The sequence below is a fragment of the Cohnella sp. AR92 genome (genome assembly GCF_003990975.1).
In the GTDB taxonomy this organism is placed as follows: Bacteria; Bacillota; Bacilli; order Paenibacillales; family Paenibacillaceae; genus Cohnella.
Genome location: NZ_RZJR01000012.1, coordinates 206508 through 220466, shown reverse-complemented (window position 1 = coordinate 220466; position 13959 = coordinate 206508). Strand labels below are relative to the sequence as shown.

Here is a 13959-nt window from a genome sequence, read left to right as displayed (position 1 = left end):
GAGTTGTTTTGTTATATACTTGTTAAAAAGAAGAAACCAAGGGAGCCGTCTCCCGTACAATTATTGATGCAGAAGTCTATATAGAAGAGGGTATTACATGGGTATGATTCGAGAGTTTTTCTCCTCGCCGATTGTTCGCAAATTCGCGATCTGTCTCATCATTCTGTTGGCCATTTATTGTCTCCAAGACATGCTGAACCTGATTCTTCTCCTTTTCCTCGTGACCTATATCATGAACAGCTTGACCGGGTTCCTGACGAAGAAGATCAGCCGCTTGTTCCCCATCCATCCGAATGTCGTCGCCAGTCTGCTCTACATCGTGATCATAGCCGGCATCGTCATCGGCATTACGAATTACGTCCCGCGGATCATCAGTCAGGTAACCGAATTGATCAACAACATCGTCAAGTTCCTGGATACGAACAAAGACGACGAGATCGCACAGAAGCTGACCGAGGCCATCAACAAGTTCAAGTACGAGGACTACCTGGATCAAGCGATCCATTACATCTCCAAGCTCGGCGAATGGCTGGAGATCGTTCTGGTCGTTATTCTGCTTAGCTTCTTCTTCATTCTACAGAAGGCTCAGATCATGAAGTTTACCCGCAAGTTCAAGACGAGCAAGCTCGACTGGATGTACAAAGAGCTGGAATACTTCGGCAAGAAATTCATCGATTCCTTCGGCAAAGTCATCGAGGTTCAGCTCGTCATCGCGATCGTGAACACGATTCTGACGATGATCGGACTATGGATTCTCGGGTTCCCGTATTTGTTCATTCTTACCGTGATGGTCTTCCTGTTGAGCCTGATCCCGGTCGCCGGCGTCGTCATCTCGTTCATCCCCATCAGCGTCATCGCCTATCAGACCGGCGGATGGATGCTGGTCGTATGGACGGTGGTCATGATACTCGTCATTCACGCCGTCGAGACGTATGTGCTGAATCCGCGCATGATGGCGCATAAAACGAAGCTGCCGATGTTCTACACGTTCGTGATTCTGGTGTTCTCGCAGCATTACTTCGGAATCTGGGGCCTCATCCTCGGCATCCCGGTCTTCATGTTCCTGCTCGACATCGTCGAGGTCAGCACCGAGGACGATAAGCCGTCGGCCTAAACGCACGATAACAAGAAAGGGGCTGCTCCCGAATCCGCAACTTCCGCGAAGTTGCGCGATTCAGGGGCAGCCCCCTTTCCTATGCCGATCGACTTTCTACCCTTCCAGCTCCTCGCCCTTGCTCTGCGTCAGCTTGATCTTGGCGAGCAGATTCAAGGCAACGCCGACGATCACGCCGATCGCCAGATTATCCGTAGACACGACGATGATCACCGTCAGCACCATGATGACCGCGTCGAGCAGAGGGACCTTCCTAAGGCTGGCGACCGACTTCCAATCGAAGATCTCTACGCATACGTACATCATCACGCCGACCAGACCCGCGATCGGAATGGCGGCGACGACATCGGTCAGCGCGAAGATCAGCACGAACAGCGCGATTCCCGCCACGATCGTCGACAAGCGGCCTCTCCCGCCGTTCTTGACGTTGATCGTAGACTCGGCAACGAGCGCGCAGCCGGCCATGCCGCAGATGAAGCCGGTCGCCGTATTGGCGATGCCCTGGCCGCGAAGCTCGCGATCCTTGCTCGTCTTCTCGCCGGTCAGATCATCGATCATCGTCTGGGTCAGCAGCGTCTCCGCGGAGCCGACGACCGCGAGCGACAAGGAGATCGGCAGCAGAATACCAAGCGTCTCCCACGTCAGCGGCAGGTCCGGGAAGTGAGGCAGCGGAATCGAAGCCTTAATATCGGCCAGATCGCCGACCGATTGGAAGTGCCCGCCCGGCAGCAGAACATAGACGATCGTCATGGCGACGATCGCGACTAGCGGAGACGGAATGGCCTTGAACCAGCGCGGCAGCAGGTAGATGATGACGAGCGTTCCCGCGACCATCGCATACATCGGCCACGATTGGCCGTCGAAGTAACGAAGCTGCGACAGGAAAATCAGAATCGCCAACGAGTTGACGAAGCCCGTGATAACGGAATGAGGCACGAAGCGCATCAGCTTGCCCATTCGGAACACGCCCATCAGGAACTGAATGATCCCCGTCAGAATCGTCGCCGCGAATAAATATTCGACCCCGCGGTCCGCCACGAGCGCGGTCATCAGAACCGCCATGGAACCCGCCGTCGACGACACCATCCCGGGGCGGCCGCCGAAGATAGAGATCAAGATCAGGATGCAGATCGTCGAATACAAGCTCACCATCGGGTTGACTCCCGCGATAAAAGCAAAGGCCAGGGAATCGGGAATCAGCGCAAGCACAGTCGTTAAGCCAGCCAATACATTCAAACGGATGTTCGAGAAAGGGGTGCGTCTCATAGCCGATAACATGCTGTTTACTTCTCCTCCTTGCCTTGAATGCAGAAAGCACCCGTCTCCCGCCGCTCCTGTCCGGAACGTCCGAGATCGAGTGCCGAATGATTTCAGTCCATTGCGCAGGTAATCGGATTAATCGGTGACATCGAAGTTAAAATGGGAATCCTCTACCTTGGGTACCTTAGCCCCGTCGAAGACAAGCTCGGAATTCGAATCGATCCGCGTGCTCTTGCCGCCGACTTCGTTCTGCCCCGGAAGCGGCTCGTCGTCGGACACCATCGCCATCCAGATCGTAAGCCCTATCGCGATAACCGCCAAAGCGAAGGTGCCGCGCGAGGTACGGGAGACGAAGCTGGGCAGCACCCAGTCGACCCTTCCGATCCTTCTTCTCTTCTTCTTCGCGCGGTTCTGCAGCGTGCTGATGGACAGCGCCGGAAGCAGCACCATGCATGCCGCGCTGATCCAGCCGATCGGCTCCGCCGCTACGCAGGTTAGGTAGAACGCGAGGAAGGAGACCAACGCCATCAATTGAATCGGCACCGTAAGCGCCGGATCGGCTGCCTTTCTCCGGGCCGGCGCATCCAGCGGCTGGTCCAGATGGACGATGACCTCTTCCTTCGCTTCGACTCCCGCGAACAAGGTCCACAGCCGGAGTACCGAGGTTCGAATCACGAAGACGCAGATCGGCACGATCGGAATCAGCTGAACGACGAAGCGGCTGTGCCACTCCCTCCAACCGGTCGACGGCCACTCCATCAATCCCGTCGCGATGCGAAGCGCGACCAGCGCCACTCCCAGCAACACGAACAGAAACGCGCCGAAGGCTCGTCTTCTCATATGGGCATAATTCGTCGAGTATGGAATCCTGCCGACGCGGTATACCGCGATTCCCCAGACGAGCATGAGCCAGAAGGCAATCATCCCGTCCACCCCGAATATGTATTCTGTCATTGCATATCCCCCGATCTTTCCGTTACTTCTATTGTAGCGAAAGCTGCGGCAATCGGAAATAGTCCCTGTAGTATTATATCCTCTTGTCCCGTTCTAGCCAATCCGTCCGAGGTCGGTTATGCCCTATAAAAAGAAGGAATTATGGTATAGTAGAGAGGTTGAGCAACGAATTTTTTCGCAAAGTAGGTAGAATCATGCATTTAATGTCCATTGAGCATATAACGAAATCCCATGGGGAGAAGCTTCTGTTCGAGGATGTCACCTTCGGAGTCGAGGATGGCGACCGGATCGGAATCATCGGCGTGAACGGCACCGGCAAGTCGACCTTCCTGAAGGTGATAGCCGGCCTGGAGCCGGCCGATTCGGGAGCGGTCAGCGTCGGCAGCCGGGTTCGCGTCCGCATGCTGTCGCAGGATCCCGCGTTTATTCCGGGCGAAACCGCGTTGGAGCATGTTCTCGGCGGGAACACCCCGCAGCTCTCGGCCGTGCGCGAATACGCCGCGGCTCTCGAGGCGCTGAATCGGAAGCCCGAAGACGAGAAACTTCAACAGCGGCTGATTGCAGCCAATCAGCGAATGGACGAGCTGGACGCCTGGCAGTTGGAGAGCGAAGCCAAGACCGCGCTCGGCCGGCTGGGCATCGAAGATCCGGAAGCGATCGTGGATACGCTGTCCGGAGGCCAACGCAAGCGTGTCGCGATGGCGGCTGCTCTTCTCCAGCCTTCCGACGTGCTTATCCTCGACGAGCCGACGAACCATATCGACAACGATTCCGTCGCCTGGCTGGAAGGCATGCTGCAGAAGCGCCGCGGCGCGCTGCTCATGATCACCCACGACCGCTACTTCCTGGACCGCGTCAGCAACCGCGTGATCGAGCTCGACCAAGGCCGGGCGTTCTTCTATGAAGCGAACTACAGCCGATTCCTCGAGCTGAAGCTGGAACGCGAGCAGCGGGAAGCGGCATCCGAAGCCAAGCGGCAGAACCTGCTCCGCAACGAGCTTGCCTGGATTCGCCGCGGCGCTCAGGCGCGCTCGACGAAGCAGAAGGCGCGGATCGACCGCTTTGAAGCGCTGAAGGCGCAGGCGCCCAAGGGCGGAAACGGCAAGCTGGAGGTGTCCGTCGCCTCCACCCGGCTGGGCAAGAAGATCGTCGAACTCAGCGATGTGACCAAGCGAATGGGAGACCGGACCCTGATCCGCAACCTCAGCTACATCGCCGTACCCGAAGATCGCGTCGGCATCGTCGGCCGCAACGGCAGCGGCAAGTCCACGCTGCTCAAGATGATCGCGGGCCGCCTGCAGCCGGATTCCGGAGCGGTGGAGCTCGGCGAGACCGTCAAGCTCGGCTGGTTCTCGCAGGAGCACGAGGAGATGGACGGCAATCTGCGCGTCATCGAGTATATCCGCGAAGGAGCGGAGCAGATTCGCACGGCGGAAGGCGAGTCGATCTCCGCCGGCCAGATGCTCGAACGCTTTCTTTTCCCGCCGGCCATGCAGTGGACGCAGATCTCGAAGCTGTCCGGCGGCGAGAAGCGGCGCCTTCAGCTGCTCCGCGTCCTGACGGAAGCGCCGAACGTGCTGCTCCTGGACGAACCGACCAACGACCTGGACATCGCCACCTTGAACGTCCTCGAGGATTATCTCGACGACTTCCCCGGCGTCGTCTTCGTCGTCTCTCACGATCGCTACTTCCTGGATCGGACGGTCGACCGTCTGCTGGCCTTCGAAGGCAACGGCGTCGTCTCGAAGCATGAAGGCAATTATTCCGATTACGAAGAACGGCAGGCTCGTTCGGGTTCTTCCGGCGCTGCGCCGGGGGATGCGGGGGCGAAGATCAAGAACGATTCTGCTCCTGTTGCTTCAGCGAAGCCGGCCGAACGGGAACGCGCCTTGAAGATGTCCTACAAGGATCAGAAGGACTTTGAGCAGATCGACGGCTGGATCGCCGAAGCGGAAGAGAAGCTGAACGGGATCGCCGCCCAGATGGAAGCGTCCGGCAGCGACTCGGTACGCCTTCAGGAATTGATGGAGGAGCAGCGTCAGCTTGAGGAGAAGCTCGATAAGCTCCTGGAGCGCTGGACGGAGCTGAACGAACTGGCGGAGAAGATCGCCGCCCAGAAGGAGAACCGCTCCTGAGCTTGGGTTAAGAAGTTGCAGGTCGCAAAAAGGTCAATCATGTGATGAATGAACATGATTGGCCTTTTCCTATTTCTTGAAAAACAGCTTGACCATCCATAGAACGAACTGCAGCGGTAACAGCAAGGCTAGGGAAACTCCATAGCTGATCACGGCAGAAGCTAGCAAGAAGCCTCCGAAGTCATCGAGCAGGGTTGCCCTTCCGTCTTCATAAGATACAAATAAGAGGAGGAGCAGAAGCAGGACGATCCCCGCGGCTTCGGTCCATACGGCGAATAACGAACCGAACGATGCCTTCTTGCCCTGCATGTTCCAGCCCGCCCAGAACTTCAAGGTTCGGATCGGCATGGACCAGCCGTTCATTTTCCCAGGTTCGTTCATCCGCCGAAGCTCCGTTTCCGTGAACAATCCCGGCGGCGCGGCAATGCGGAAGGACTTGAATCTCATTTTGCAATAAGCCAACAGAATAAACTCGGGCAGAACCAACGCGATCGCATACTGCAGCAGGATGCAAATGACGAGCATGCCTAGAGGGCTCAGCGATTCGATATCCCCCTCCGCATTCGCGTACCTGCCGAAACATAGGGCAAGCACCGTAAAAGCGCAGATGAGCGGCACCGCGACGGCGCTCTTCTTATTCTGGAAGTCGTAGAGAAGCTTGCCGCCCTTCCGGAACTCGCCCCTCCGTACCCTCCAGAAGCCTCTGATTGCGCTGTAGATCAGCAAGGCGCCCCCCGTTGCCAGAGCGATTCCTCCCATGCGGGATACCCAATCCGGGGAACGCGAATCTTCGCAGATGAGAAAGAAAAACGAATAAGCGGAGATAGAGAAGACGAACGCAGTAACGACTAAGAGAACGGCTTGCAGCGTCTGATGCCGATATCTTATTCTTTTGTTAAGGAATCCGAGCGTCGGAATCAGCTGCACGGCGAAGATCCACCAGTTCATGGCGTTGATCTTGGGCCAGATCGGGTCGGTCACATACTCGCTCATCTTCATCCCGAACAGGGTAGCGCCGAACAGGCTCGCTTCGAAGAACAAGACTCCTAGGAAAAAGACGGGTAATCCGCTTGGATGCAATCGGTTTCGGGCGATAAGCTGCAGCTCGTAGTAATCCTCTTCTGTCGTCTTGCGAAACATGCGTTCCTCCTGCGACGGGATTTTGCATTTTCCAATTAAATCCGCCATGATTTGATTATAGTAGAAATCTTCCATTTATCTAGTTGGATTTGGGGATTCGAATGACTGACTTCCTAAGGAAGGGATGGTTCCGATGGCGAAACTTCCGGAGACGCTTGCGTCTACGATCAAACAGGTACACGGGGAAAAGGGAGAGCGGTGGCTGGCCGGCTTCGGCGAACTCCTTCGGTATTGCGAGCGGAGATGGGGGTTGACGCTGCTGCCTTCGGATTATCCGCTTAGCTTCAATTATGTCGCGCCCGCGCTTCTTCCGAACGGGCAGGCGGCCGTGCTGAAGCTTCGGGTTCCCGAAGATCCCGAGCTGCCTATGGAGACGGAAGCCCTTCGGAGGTTCACCGGCCTAGGAGGCGCGAGGCTGCTGGATGCCGAGCCGGCGCGAGGCATCCTTCTGCTCGAACGGCTGGAGCCCGGCCGCACTCTCAAGTCCGTTCGAGACGACGAGGAAGCCGCGCGGATTACCGCGCGCCTGCTGTTATCGCTTCGCCTCCCCGCACCTTCGCCCGGCGAGTTCGCCTTCCCGACGTCCGAGATGTGGTCCCTCGGACTCCAGAGGTTGCGGGCGCGGAACGGCGGGGAGACCGGGCCGCTCCCGGAACGGCTTGTCGCCGAAGCGGAGATCCGATTCGCGGAGCTGCACCGTACGCTGGAGGAGCCTCTGCTGCTGCACGGGGATCTACACCACGACAACATTCTGTCTTCCGGCGGCGAATGGAAGGCGATCGACCCCAAGGGCATCATCGGGGAAGCCGCCTACGGCACGGTGCCTTTTCTTCTGAACAACCTTCCCGAGGATCTAACGGCATCCATTGCCCTTATCCGCCGGAGAATCGAGATCTTCTCGGAAGAGATGGGGTTGAACCCGAGGCGGATCGCCGAGTGGACGTTCTGCCATCGCGTTCTATCCGCGGCATGGTTCCTGGAGGACGGAGCCGGGGATCTGGAGTCTGCCATCCGGCTCGCGGAGGGCTTGCATGCGATTCTATAAGAGACGGCAAACAGGAGTCTTCCCGCGGGAAGCTCCTGTCTTTTTTTGGATAGGCCTTTTCGGCAGCCTATTTTCGGAAAGTGCTCTACAAAAAGCTCCGTAATACCGATATATTATCTACCGCATCACGAATAGATCTATCATCGCCATTAAGGGGAGAAAATTCATGTACTTGTCCGTCAAAGTAAGGTTAGCGCTGCTGTTCCTGGTTCCTATCATTCTGTTCGTGGCAACCGCTTTTTATCTGCTGAGCCTTAACTCATCGAACATCAAGCGGCTTAACAATAGTCTGTATGAGGTCTCTTACAAGGCGAACAATCTTATCGTTAACGCAGACCGCGACTTCTATCAGGCGATCGACGATTACGATCTTATTCGCTTGGCCGAGCTTTCGGACGAGAACTACGAAGCGAAGCTCAATGATTTTAACGAGAACATCGGCCAAGTGAACGAACGGATCGGGCAAGCCAAGACGATCCTCGGCAAAGCCGGACTGCTCGACTTCGTCGAAAGCGGAAGCCAGAAGACCGCGGCGGATGCATTCACTCAATACGAGAACGGCTTCGAGGCTTGGTCCAAGCAAGCGTCTGCCAATATCCAGAATCGTTCTCCCGTGAAGGCGGAAGACGAGATCGCCCTTAGCGCGATCTTCTCCGATAGCCGCAAAGGGATCGACATCCTAAGCGATCTGCTGGATCAATATATCCAGGCCGAGACCATCGCCATTAACGACAAGAAGAAAACGGATACGTGGAGCATGTACATCGTGCTCTTCATCGAATGGATCGCGATCATTACCGTCGGCTTCTACACGCTTCGCCATCTGAATCAAACGATCAGCAATCTTCAGAGCAAGACGAAGATGGTGGCCGGAGGCAATCTTCACTTCGAGAGAATGCCCAAGTACGCCAAGGATGAATTCGGCGAGCTGAACCGCTCGATGGATACGATGATCGAGAGGATTCGCGAGCTGGTCACCAAGATCTCGAACAACACCCAGAGCGTTTCCGCGTCCGCCGTCGAGCTGTCGGTGAGCGCCAAGGAATCGGCCGCGACGACCAATCATGTCGCCGAGAACATTCAAGAAGTGACCTCGCAGGTCGAGGTGCAGGCGACTATCGCGGAGGAGACAAGCCGCGCTGTCGAAGAGATGTCCGCCGGCATCCAGCGAATCGCGGAGAACACGAATTCCATCTCCGATCTGTCGATGACGGCCGCCGGTCAAGTCGACGAAGGCAACGAGCACATGCTAAGCCTGAAGCAGCAGCTCGATGAGATTATGCAAGCCATCCAAGCATTGTCCGCCATCGTCGCCAACCTGAACGACAAGTCGGACAAGATCGGCGAGATTACGGAGAATATCACCGACTTCGCCAACCAAACCAACATTCTCTCCTTGAACGCTTCCATCGAAGCGGCAAGGGCCGGCGAGCACGGCAGAGGGTTCGCCGTCGTCGCTCAAGAGATCCGCAAGCTGGCCGCCGGCTCGCTCGAGTCCGCGGAGGTCATCAGCACCCTGATCAACGAGACCCGCGACGAGATCAGCCGCGCCTCGTCCTTCATGGCCGGAACGGTCACCCAGGCTCAGAAGGGCAGCGCTCTGATGGAAGACGTCGCCGAAGACTTCTCCAGCATCCACGAAGCCGTCCGGAGAGTCGTCGAGCAGGTGCACGAGACCTCCGCCATCACGGAGCAGATGTCCGCCAGCTCGGAAGAGGTTGCCGCCAGCATGGAGCAGTCGACCAACTCTTCCCGCGAGGTAGCGGGCAAGGCGCAGACCGTCGCCGCCGCAACCGAAGAGCAGCTTGCTCTCGGCGAGAGCATCTCTCACGCGGCCGACCAGCTGCAGACGGTCGTCAATAGCCTGAAGGCGTCCGTCAGCCAGTTCAAGCTGTAAAAACGAAATACGAAATCGCCAGTCCTCCGTCTGAAGCTTAGACGATGGACTGGCGATTTTCTTCGTTTAAGGACCGAATCGGTCATTCCCTCCAAAACAAAAAGAGATGAACCGAGGTCGCCCTCGGTCCATCTCTCTATGTTGTTTGGACTTCGGTTTGAAGCCCTTGGAGCTTCGATTAGAAGCCGCCCATGCCGCCCATATCGCCCATGCCGCCAGGCATGCCGGCAGCAGCCGCGCCCTTCGGCTCAGGCTTGTCGGCGATAACCGCTTCGGTCGTCAGGAACATAGCCGCTACGGAAGCAGCGTTCTGGAGCGCGGAGCGAGTTACCTTCACCGGATCGATGATGCCGGCTTCGAACATGTTGACCCATTCGCCGGAAGCCGCGTTGTAGCCTACGCCAACCGGTTCCTTCTTCAGGCGTTCGACGATAACGGAGCCTTCTTGGCCGGCGTTGGCAGCGATCGTGCGGATCGGCTCTTCCAGCGAGCGAAGGATGATGTTCACGCCCGTCTTCTCGTCGCCTTCCGCTTGTACGGCGGCAACGGCATGGTATACGTTCACGAGTGCGGTACCGCCGCCGGAGACGATGCCTTCTTCAACCGCAGCGCGGGTTGCGTTCAGGGCGTCTTCGATGCGGAGCTTGCGCTCTTTGAGTTCGGTTTCGGTCGCTGCGCCAACCTTGATGACAGCTACGCCGCCAGCAAGCTTAGCCAGACGTTCTTGAAGCTTCTCGCGATCGAAGTCGGAAGTCGTTTCTTCGATTTGAGCCTTGATTTGGTTCACGCGAGCTTGGATGTCGTTCGTGTCGCCGGCGCCGTCAACGATGATCGTGTTCTCCTTGTTGACGCGAACTTGGCGAGCCGTACCGAGCTGCCCAATCGAAGTAGACTTCAGTTCCAGTCCGAGCTCTTCGGTGATGACTTGGCCGCCGGTCAAAGCCGCGATGTCAGCCAGCATAGCCTTGCGGCGATCGCCGAAGCCAGGAGCCTTGACGGCTACGCAAGTGAACGTGCCGCGCAGACGGTTGACGATCAGCGTCGCTTGAGCTTCGCCTTCAACGTCTTCCGCGATGATCAGCAGCTGCTTGCCGGATTGTACGACCTTCTCCAGAACCGGAAGGATCTCTTGGATGTTGGAGATCTTCTTGTCGGTGATCAGGATGTACGGGTTGTCCAGAACGGCTTCCATCTTGTCCGTATCCGTGATCATGTATGGAGATACATAACCGCGGTCGAACTGCATGCCTTCAACGACTTCCAGTTCCGTGTTGAAGCCCTTGGACTCTTCGACGGTGATGACGCCGTCCTTGCCGACTTTGTCCATCGCGTCCGCGATCAGTTGGCCGACTTCGTCGTCCGCAGCCGAGATCGCAGCGACTTGCGCGATGTTGGAGCTGCCTTCGACTTGCTTGGAGATCTTCTTGAGCTCTTCGACAGCTGCCTTGACAGCCTTGTCGATACCCTTGCGAACGACCATCGGGTTAGCGCCCGCGGTCACGTTCTTCAGGCCTTCGCGGATCATCGCTTGAGCCAGAACGGTAGCCGTCGTCGTACCGTCGCCGGCAACGTCGTTCGTCTTCGTAGCGACTTCCTTAACGAGCTGTGCGCCCATGTTCTCGAATGCGTCTTCGAGTTCGATCTCCTTCGCGATCGTAACCCCGTCGTTCGTGATCAGCGGAGATCCGAACTTCTTCTCCAGAACGACGTTGCGGCCCTTCGGTCCAAGCGTCACTTTAACCGCGTTGGCAAGCGAGTCTACGCCGCGAAGCATCGCGCGGCGCGCGTCTTCGCTGAATTTGATTTCCTTAGCCATTACGAATAACCCTCCTCGATAATATCTTCCTGGCGTTACGTAATCAGATCGAACTTATGTCGTCCTTCGCAGGGATTAGCCTACGATGGCGTGAATGTCGCTTTCCTTCATAATCAAGTACTCTTTGCCTTCGTACTTGATTTCCGTTCCTGCATACTTGGAGAACAATACACGGTCTCCCACTTTGACTTCAAGCGCTACGCGAGCTCCGTCTTTGTTCAGCGAGCCGCTGCCCACCGCGACGATAGTTCCTTCTTGCGGCTTCTCCTTCGCCGTGTCCGGCAGGACGATACCGCTTGCGGTTTTTTCTTCCTTGGCACTCGCTTCAACAAGTACGCGATCACCCAAAGGTTTGATCATGAAAAAAGCCTCCTTTGTGAATAGGTTCATTGTTAATATGGTGGGATTCGCCACCTGTTAGCACTCGTTGATGTAAAGTGCTAATAACCATCTCTTATGATACTGATTTTGCGTTTGGTTTTCAAGCCCTTTTCCGTTAAAAAAAGCAGACCCGATCGTTATCCCGGGTCTGCGCAGTCGCGCTCGTTTTCCATTCTATCCCAAGCTTCGTCGAAACATTCACGTCCGGAAGTGTCCGGCCATCGCCTTGAGCCGGGAAGCCATCTCGCTCAGCTTGTCCGCCGTCTCCGCCATCGCGCCGCTCGACTTGGTCTGCTGCAGGGTCATGGATGCGACCTGCTCCGTGAACGAAGCGGTCTCCTCCGTCACCCGTCCGATATCCTGGATGGACAGCACAACCGACTCGCTTCCGGCCGACATCTGCTCGATGGATGCCGCCGCTTCGATAATGTTGCTGCTCAGCGTGCTGACTTCTCCGACGATTCCGTTGAACGATTCCTCCGCCTGCTTCATGCCGGATACCGCTCCGTACACCTGCTCCGAGTTGGCTTCGAACTTGATTGCCGCGTCCGCGATATCCTGCGACATGGACTGAAGCGTATCTCCGATCTGCACGGCGGATTGCTGCGTCTGGTCGGCCAGCTTGCGGATCTCGCCGGCAACCACCGCGAAGCCTCTTCCATGCTCCCCGGCCCGGGCGGCCTCGATCGCCGCGTTAAGGGCGAGCAAGTGCGTCTGATTGGACACCTCGGAGATATAACCGATGACCTCCAGCACTTGCTCGGACTTCTGGTTCAAGCTTCTAACCATCTCCTGCAGCAAACGGAAGGAGGCCTCTACCTCCCGGATATCCTTAGAAGCGGTCTGAAGCTGCGCCGCTCCTCCCTCCGCCCGGCTGCGCGTGGAGACGGCTGCGTCGGAGGCACCCGTCGTCGTGGCGGCGACCTGGCCCAATCCTTCCCTTGTCTCTTGCATGACTGCCGAGATCTGCTGCGACTTCGCCACTTGGGTAGCCGTTCCCGAGGCCACCTTCTCCACCGCTCGGGACACTTCCCCGCTCACGCGAGCGTTCTCGTCCGCCCCTTGCTTCAGTTGGATGGCGGCTGCCGCCAGCTCCGCCGTGCTTCCCCTCAGTTCCTTCATCATCTTCTGAAGGCTGTCCAGCATGACGTTGGCCGCGCTGGCCAGATCGCCCGCTTCGTCCTTGGTTTGTACGACGATTCGCCTGGTCAGGTCTCCTCCGTTCGGCGACGAGATGTTCTTCAGCGCTCCCGTCACGTTGCCGATCTGATCGATGACCGACTTGTTCAGATGCCGGACCGCCCACCCGACGACGGCGATGCTCGCAACCGCTATAACCGATACCAGAATGACAAGAGCCTTGTTCGACGACATGTTAACGCCCGTAATGACAAGTCCGGCGCTGACCAATTGAAGCAAGCTGACTCCCAGGAACAGCAGCTGCGCCTTTCTTCCCAATCCCATTCCCGATTTCTCCATCCCAACGTCCCCCTTCGACATTCGAACAACAGCAAGAAATTATGAGGTTTACTATGTAAACGCTGTCATGCATGTGTTCCTAGTGTACCATAAATCCATTCCTTGGAATATCGAAAAATAGGCATTTAGGTCGATTCCCGCTCGTTACCCGCCTCTCCCCCCGGCTCCGTTTTCCGGTTGCCGGAAACGCCTAGCGCTCCCTCCGACGCTCCTATACTCCGGCACTACAGACACTCCGGCACTCCGGCACTCCAACACTCCGACTCCAACACTCCGGCACACCGACGCTGGCACACCGATACTTTGACACTCTGACACTCCGACACTCCGACACTCCGACACTCCGACACTCCGGCACTACAGACACTCCGGCACTCCCGGTACTCCGACGCTCCAACACTCCGGCACACCGACGCTGGCACACCGATACTCTGACACTCTGACACTCCACACTCCGGCACTCTGATTTTCTGTAACGGAAATTTACGACCCTTATCGGCCTCGAAAACCGCCTTTCTCTCTCTAAAGGAAATTCGAGACCCTTACACGGAGAAAAGTCCCCATAAACCAAAAAACAAGCCGAATAAGCGTCTCTAAATTCCGTTAAAATTCAAAAGCGGCGATATCGCTCACCTAAGCGTCTCAAATTTCCGTTACAGAGCGGTGACGAAGATAACGCCAAAGCTTGGAACCCCTAAATTCCGAATCCCTCAAAAAAAACCGCAGGCGCCGCCCCTT

The 13959-nt window shown here is 56.9% G+C and carries 10 protein-coding genes; 4 read left to right on the top strand and 6 right to left on the bottom strand.

The genetic code is table 11. The annotated features are described in order from the left end of the window. Positions 1–97: 97 nt before the first annotated feature. The gene (locus ELR57_RS20790; protein WP_126961014.1) at positions 98–1114 is read left to right on the top strand and encodes an AI-2E family transporter; all 1017 of its coding nucleotides are present in this window, start codon (positions 98–100) and stop codon (positions 1112–1114) included. 96 nt (positions 1115–1210) lie between these two features. Here the strand turns inward: ELR57_RS20790 and ELR57_RS20785 are convergent, their stop codons facing one another. Together ELR57_RS20785 and ELR57_RS20780 are read right to left on the bottom strand one after the other, a co-directional pair. Further along, complete coding sequence (locus ELR57_RS20785) at positions 1211–2392, bottom strand: SulP family inorganic anion transporter (RefSeq protein ID WP_126961013.1); 1182 nt, start codon at positions 2390–2392, stop codon at positions 1211–1213. 117 nt (positions 2393–2509) lie between these two features. Continuing rightward, a complete protein-coding gene (locus ELR57_RS20780) occupies positions 2510–3328 on the bottom strand; it encodes a hypothetical protein (protein WP_126961012.1) in 819 nt (272 codons plus the stop codon). A 194-nt stretch (positions 3329–3522) separates the two neighbouring features. On the opposite strand from ELR57_RS20780, the gene ELR57_RS20775 reads away from it, so the two are divergent. Then, positions 3523–5463 (top strand): ABC-F family ATP-binding cassette domain-containing protein, encoded by a 1941-nt coding sequence (locus ELR57_RS20775; protein WP_126961011.1) that lies wholly within the window; start codon positions 3523–3525, stop codon positions 5461–5463. Between the two features lie 69 nt (positions 5464–5532). Here the strand turns inward: ELR57_RS20775 and ELR57_RS20770 are convergent, their stop codons facing one another. Beyond that, positions 5533–6603 (bottom strand): hypothetical protein, encoded by a 1071-nt coding sequence (locus ELR57_RS20770; RefSeq protein ID WP_126961010.1) that lies wholly within the window; start codon positions 6601–6603, stop codon positions 5533–5535. 133 nt (positions 6604–6736) lie between these two features. Here ELR57_RS20770 and ELR57_RS20765 point away from each other — a divergent pair, with 133 nt between their 5' ends. Further along, positions 6737–7648 (top strand): aminoglycoside phosphotransferase family protein, encoded by a 912-nt coding sequence (locus tag ELR57_RS20765; protein ID WP_158630113.1) that lies wholly within the window; start codon positions 6737–6739, stop codon positions 7646–7648. Positions 7649–7814: 166 nt separating this feature from the next. Then, positions 7815–9545, top strand: a complete 1731-nt coding sequence (locus ELR57_RS20760) for a methyl-accepting chemotaxis protein (RefSeq protein WP_126961008.1) — start codon at positions 7815–7817, stop codon at positions 9543–9545. A 178-nt stretch (positions 9546–9723) separates the two neighbouring features. Here ELR57_RS20760 and groL read toward each other — a convergent pair whose 3' ends face one another. The 3 genes from groL to ELR57_RS20745 all read right to left on the bottom strand — a co-directional run bounded on the left by groL (position 9724) and on the right by ELR57_RS20745 (position 13221). Then, on the bottom strand, positions 9724–11361 hold the full coding sequence (groL, locus tag ELR57_RS20755) for a chaperonin GroEL (RefSeq protein ID WP_126961007.1): 1638 nt from the start codon (positions 11359–11361) through the stop codon (positions 9724–9726). A 75-nt stretch (positions 11362–11436) separates the two neighbouring features. Beyond that, positions 11437–11721 carry a co-chaperone GroES gene (groES, locus tag ELR57_RS20750; RefSeq protein WP_126961006.1) on the bottom strand — a complete coding sequence of 95 codons (285 nt, stop codon included), beginning with the start codon at positions 11719–11721 and terminating at the stop codon, positions 11437–11439. Positions 11722–11940: 219 nt separating this feature from the next. Next, positions 11941–13221 carry a methyl-accepting chemotaxis protein gene (locus tag ELR57_RS20745; RefSeq protein WP_158630112.1) on the bottom strand — a complete coding sequence of 427 codons (1281 nt, stop codon included), beginning with the start codon at positions 13219–13221 and terminating at the stop codon, positions 11941–11943. Positions 13222–13959 lie beyond the last annotated feature (738 nt).

What these genes read in the sequence shown, in the direction of transcription:
- ELR57_RS20785 (WP_126961013.1), bottom strand. Translation starts at nt 2,392, where the DNA reads ATGTTATCGGCTATGAGACGCACCCCTTTCTCGAACATCCGTTTGAAT.
- ELR57_RS20745 (WP_158630112.1), bottom strand. Translation starts at nt 13,221, where the DNA reads ATGGAGAAATCGGGAATGGGATTGGGAAGAAAGGCGCAGCTGCTGTTC.
- ELR57_RS20765 (WP_158630113.1), top strand. Translation starts at nt 6,737, where the DNA reads ATGGCGAAACTTCCGGAGACGCTTGCGTCTACGATCAAACAGGTACAC.
- ELR57_RS20770 (WP_126961010.1), bottom strand. Translation starts at nt 6,603, where the DNA reads ATGTTTCGCAAGACGACAGAAGAGGATTACTACGAGCTGCAGCTTATC.
- ELR57_RS20790 (WP_126961014.1), top strand. Translation starts at nt 98, where the DNA reads ATGGGTATGATTCGAGAGTTTTTCTCCTCGCCGATTGTTCGCAAATTC.
- groL (WP_126961007.1), bottom strand. Translation starts at nt 11,361, where the DNA reads ATGGCTAAGGAAATCAAATTCAGCGAAGACGCGCGCCGCGCGATGCTT.
- groES (WP_126961006.1), bottom strand. Translation starts at nt 11,721, where the DNA reads ATGATCAAACCTTTGGGTGATCGCGTACTTGTTGAAGCGAGTGCCAAG.
- ELR57_RS20760 (WP_126961008.1), top strand. Translation starts at nt 7,815, where the DNA reads ATGTACTTGTCCGTCAAAGTAAGGTTAGCGCTGCTGTTCCTGGTTCCT.
- ELR57_RS20775 (WP_126961011.1), top strand. Translation starts at nt 3,523, where the DNA reads ATGCATTTAATGTCCATTGAGCATATAACGAAATCCCATGGGGAGAAG.
- ELR57_RS20780 (WP_126961012.1), bottom strand. Translation starts at nt 3,328, where the DNA reads ATGACAGAATACATATTCGGGGTGGACGGGATGATTGCCTTCTGGCTC.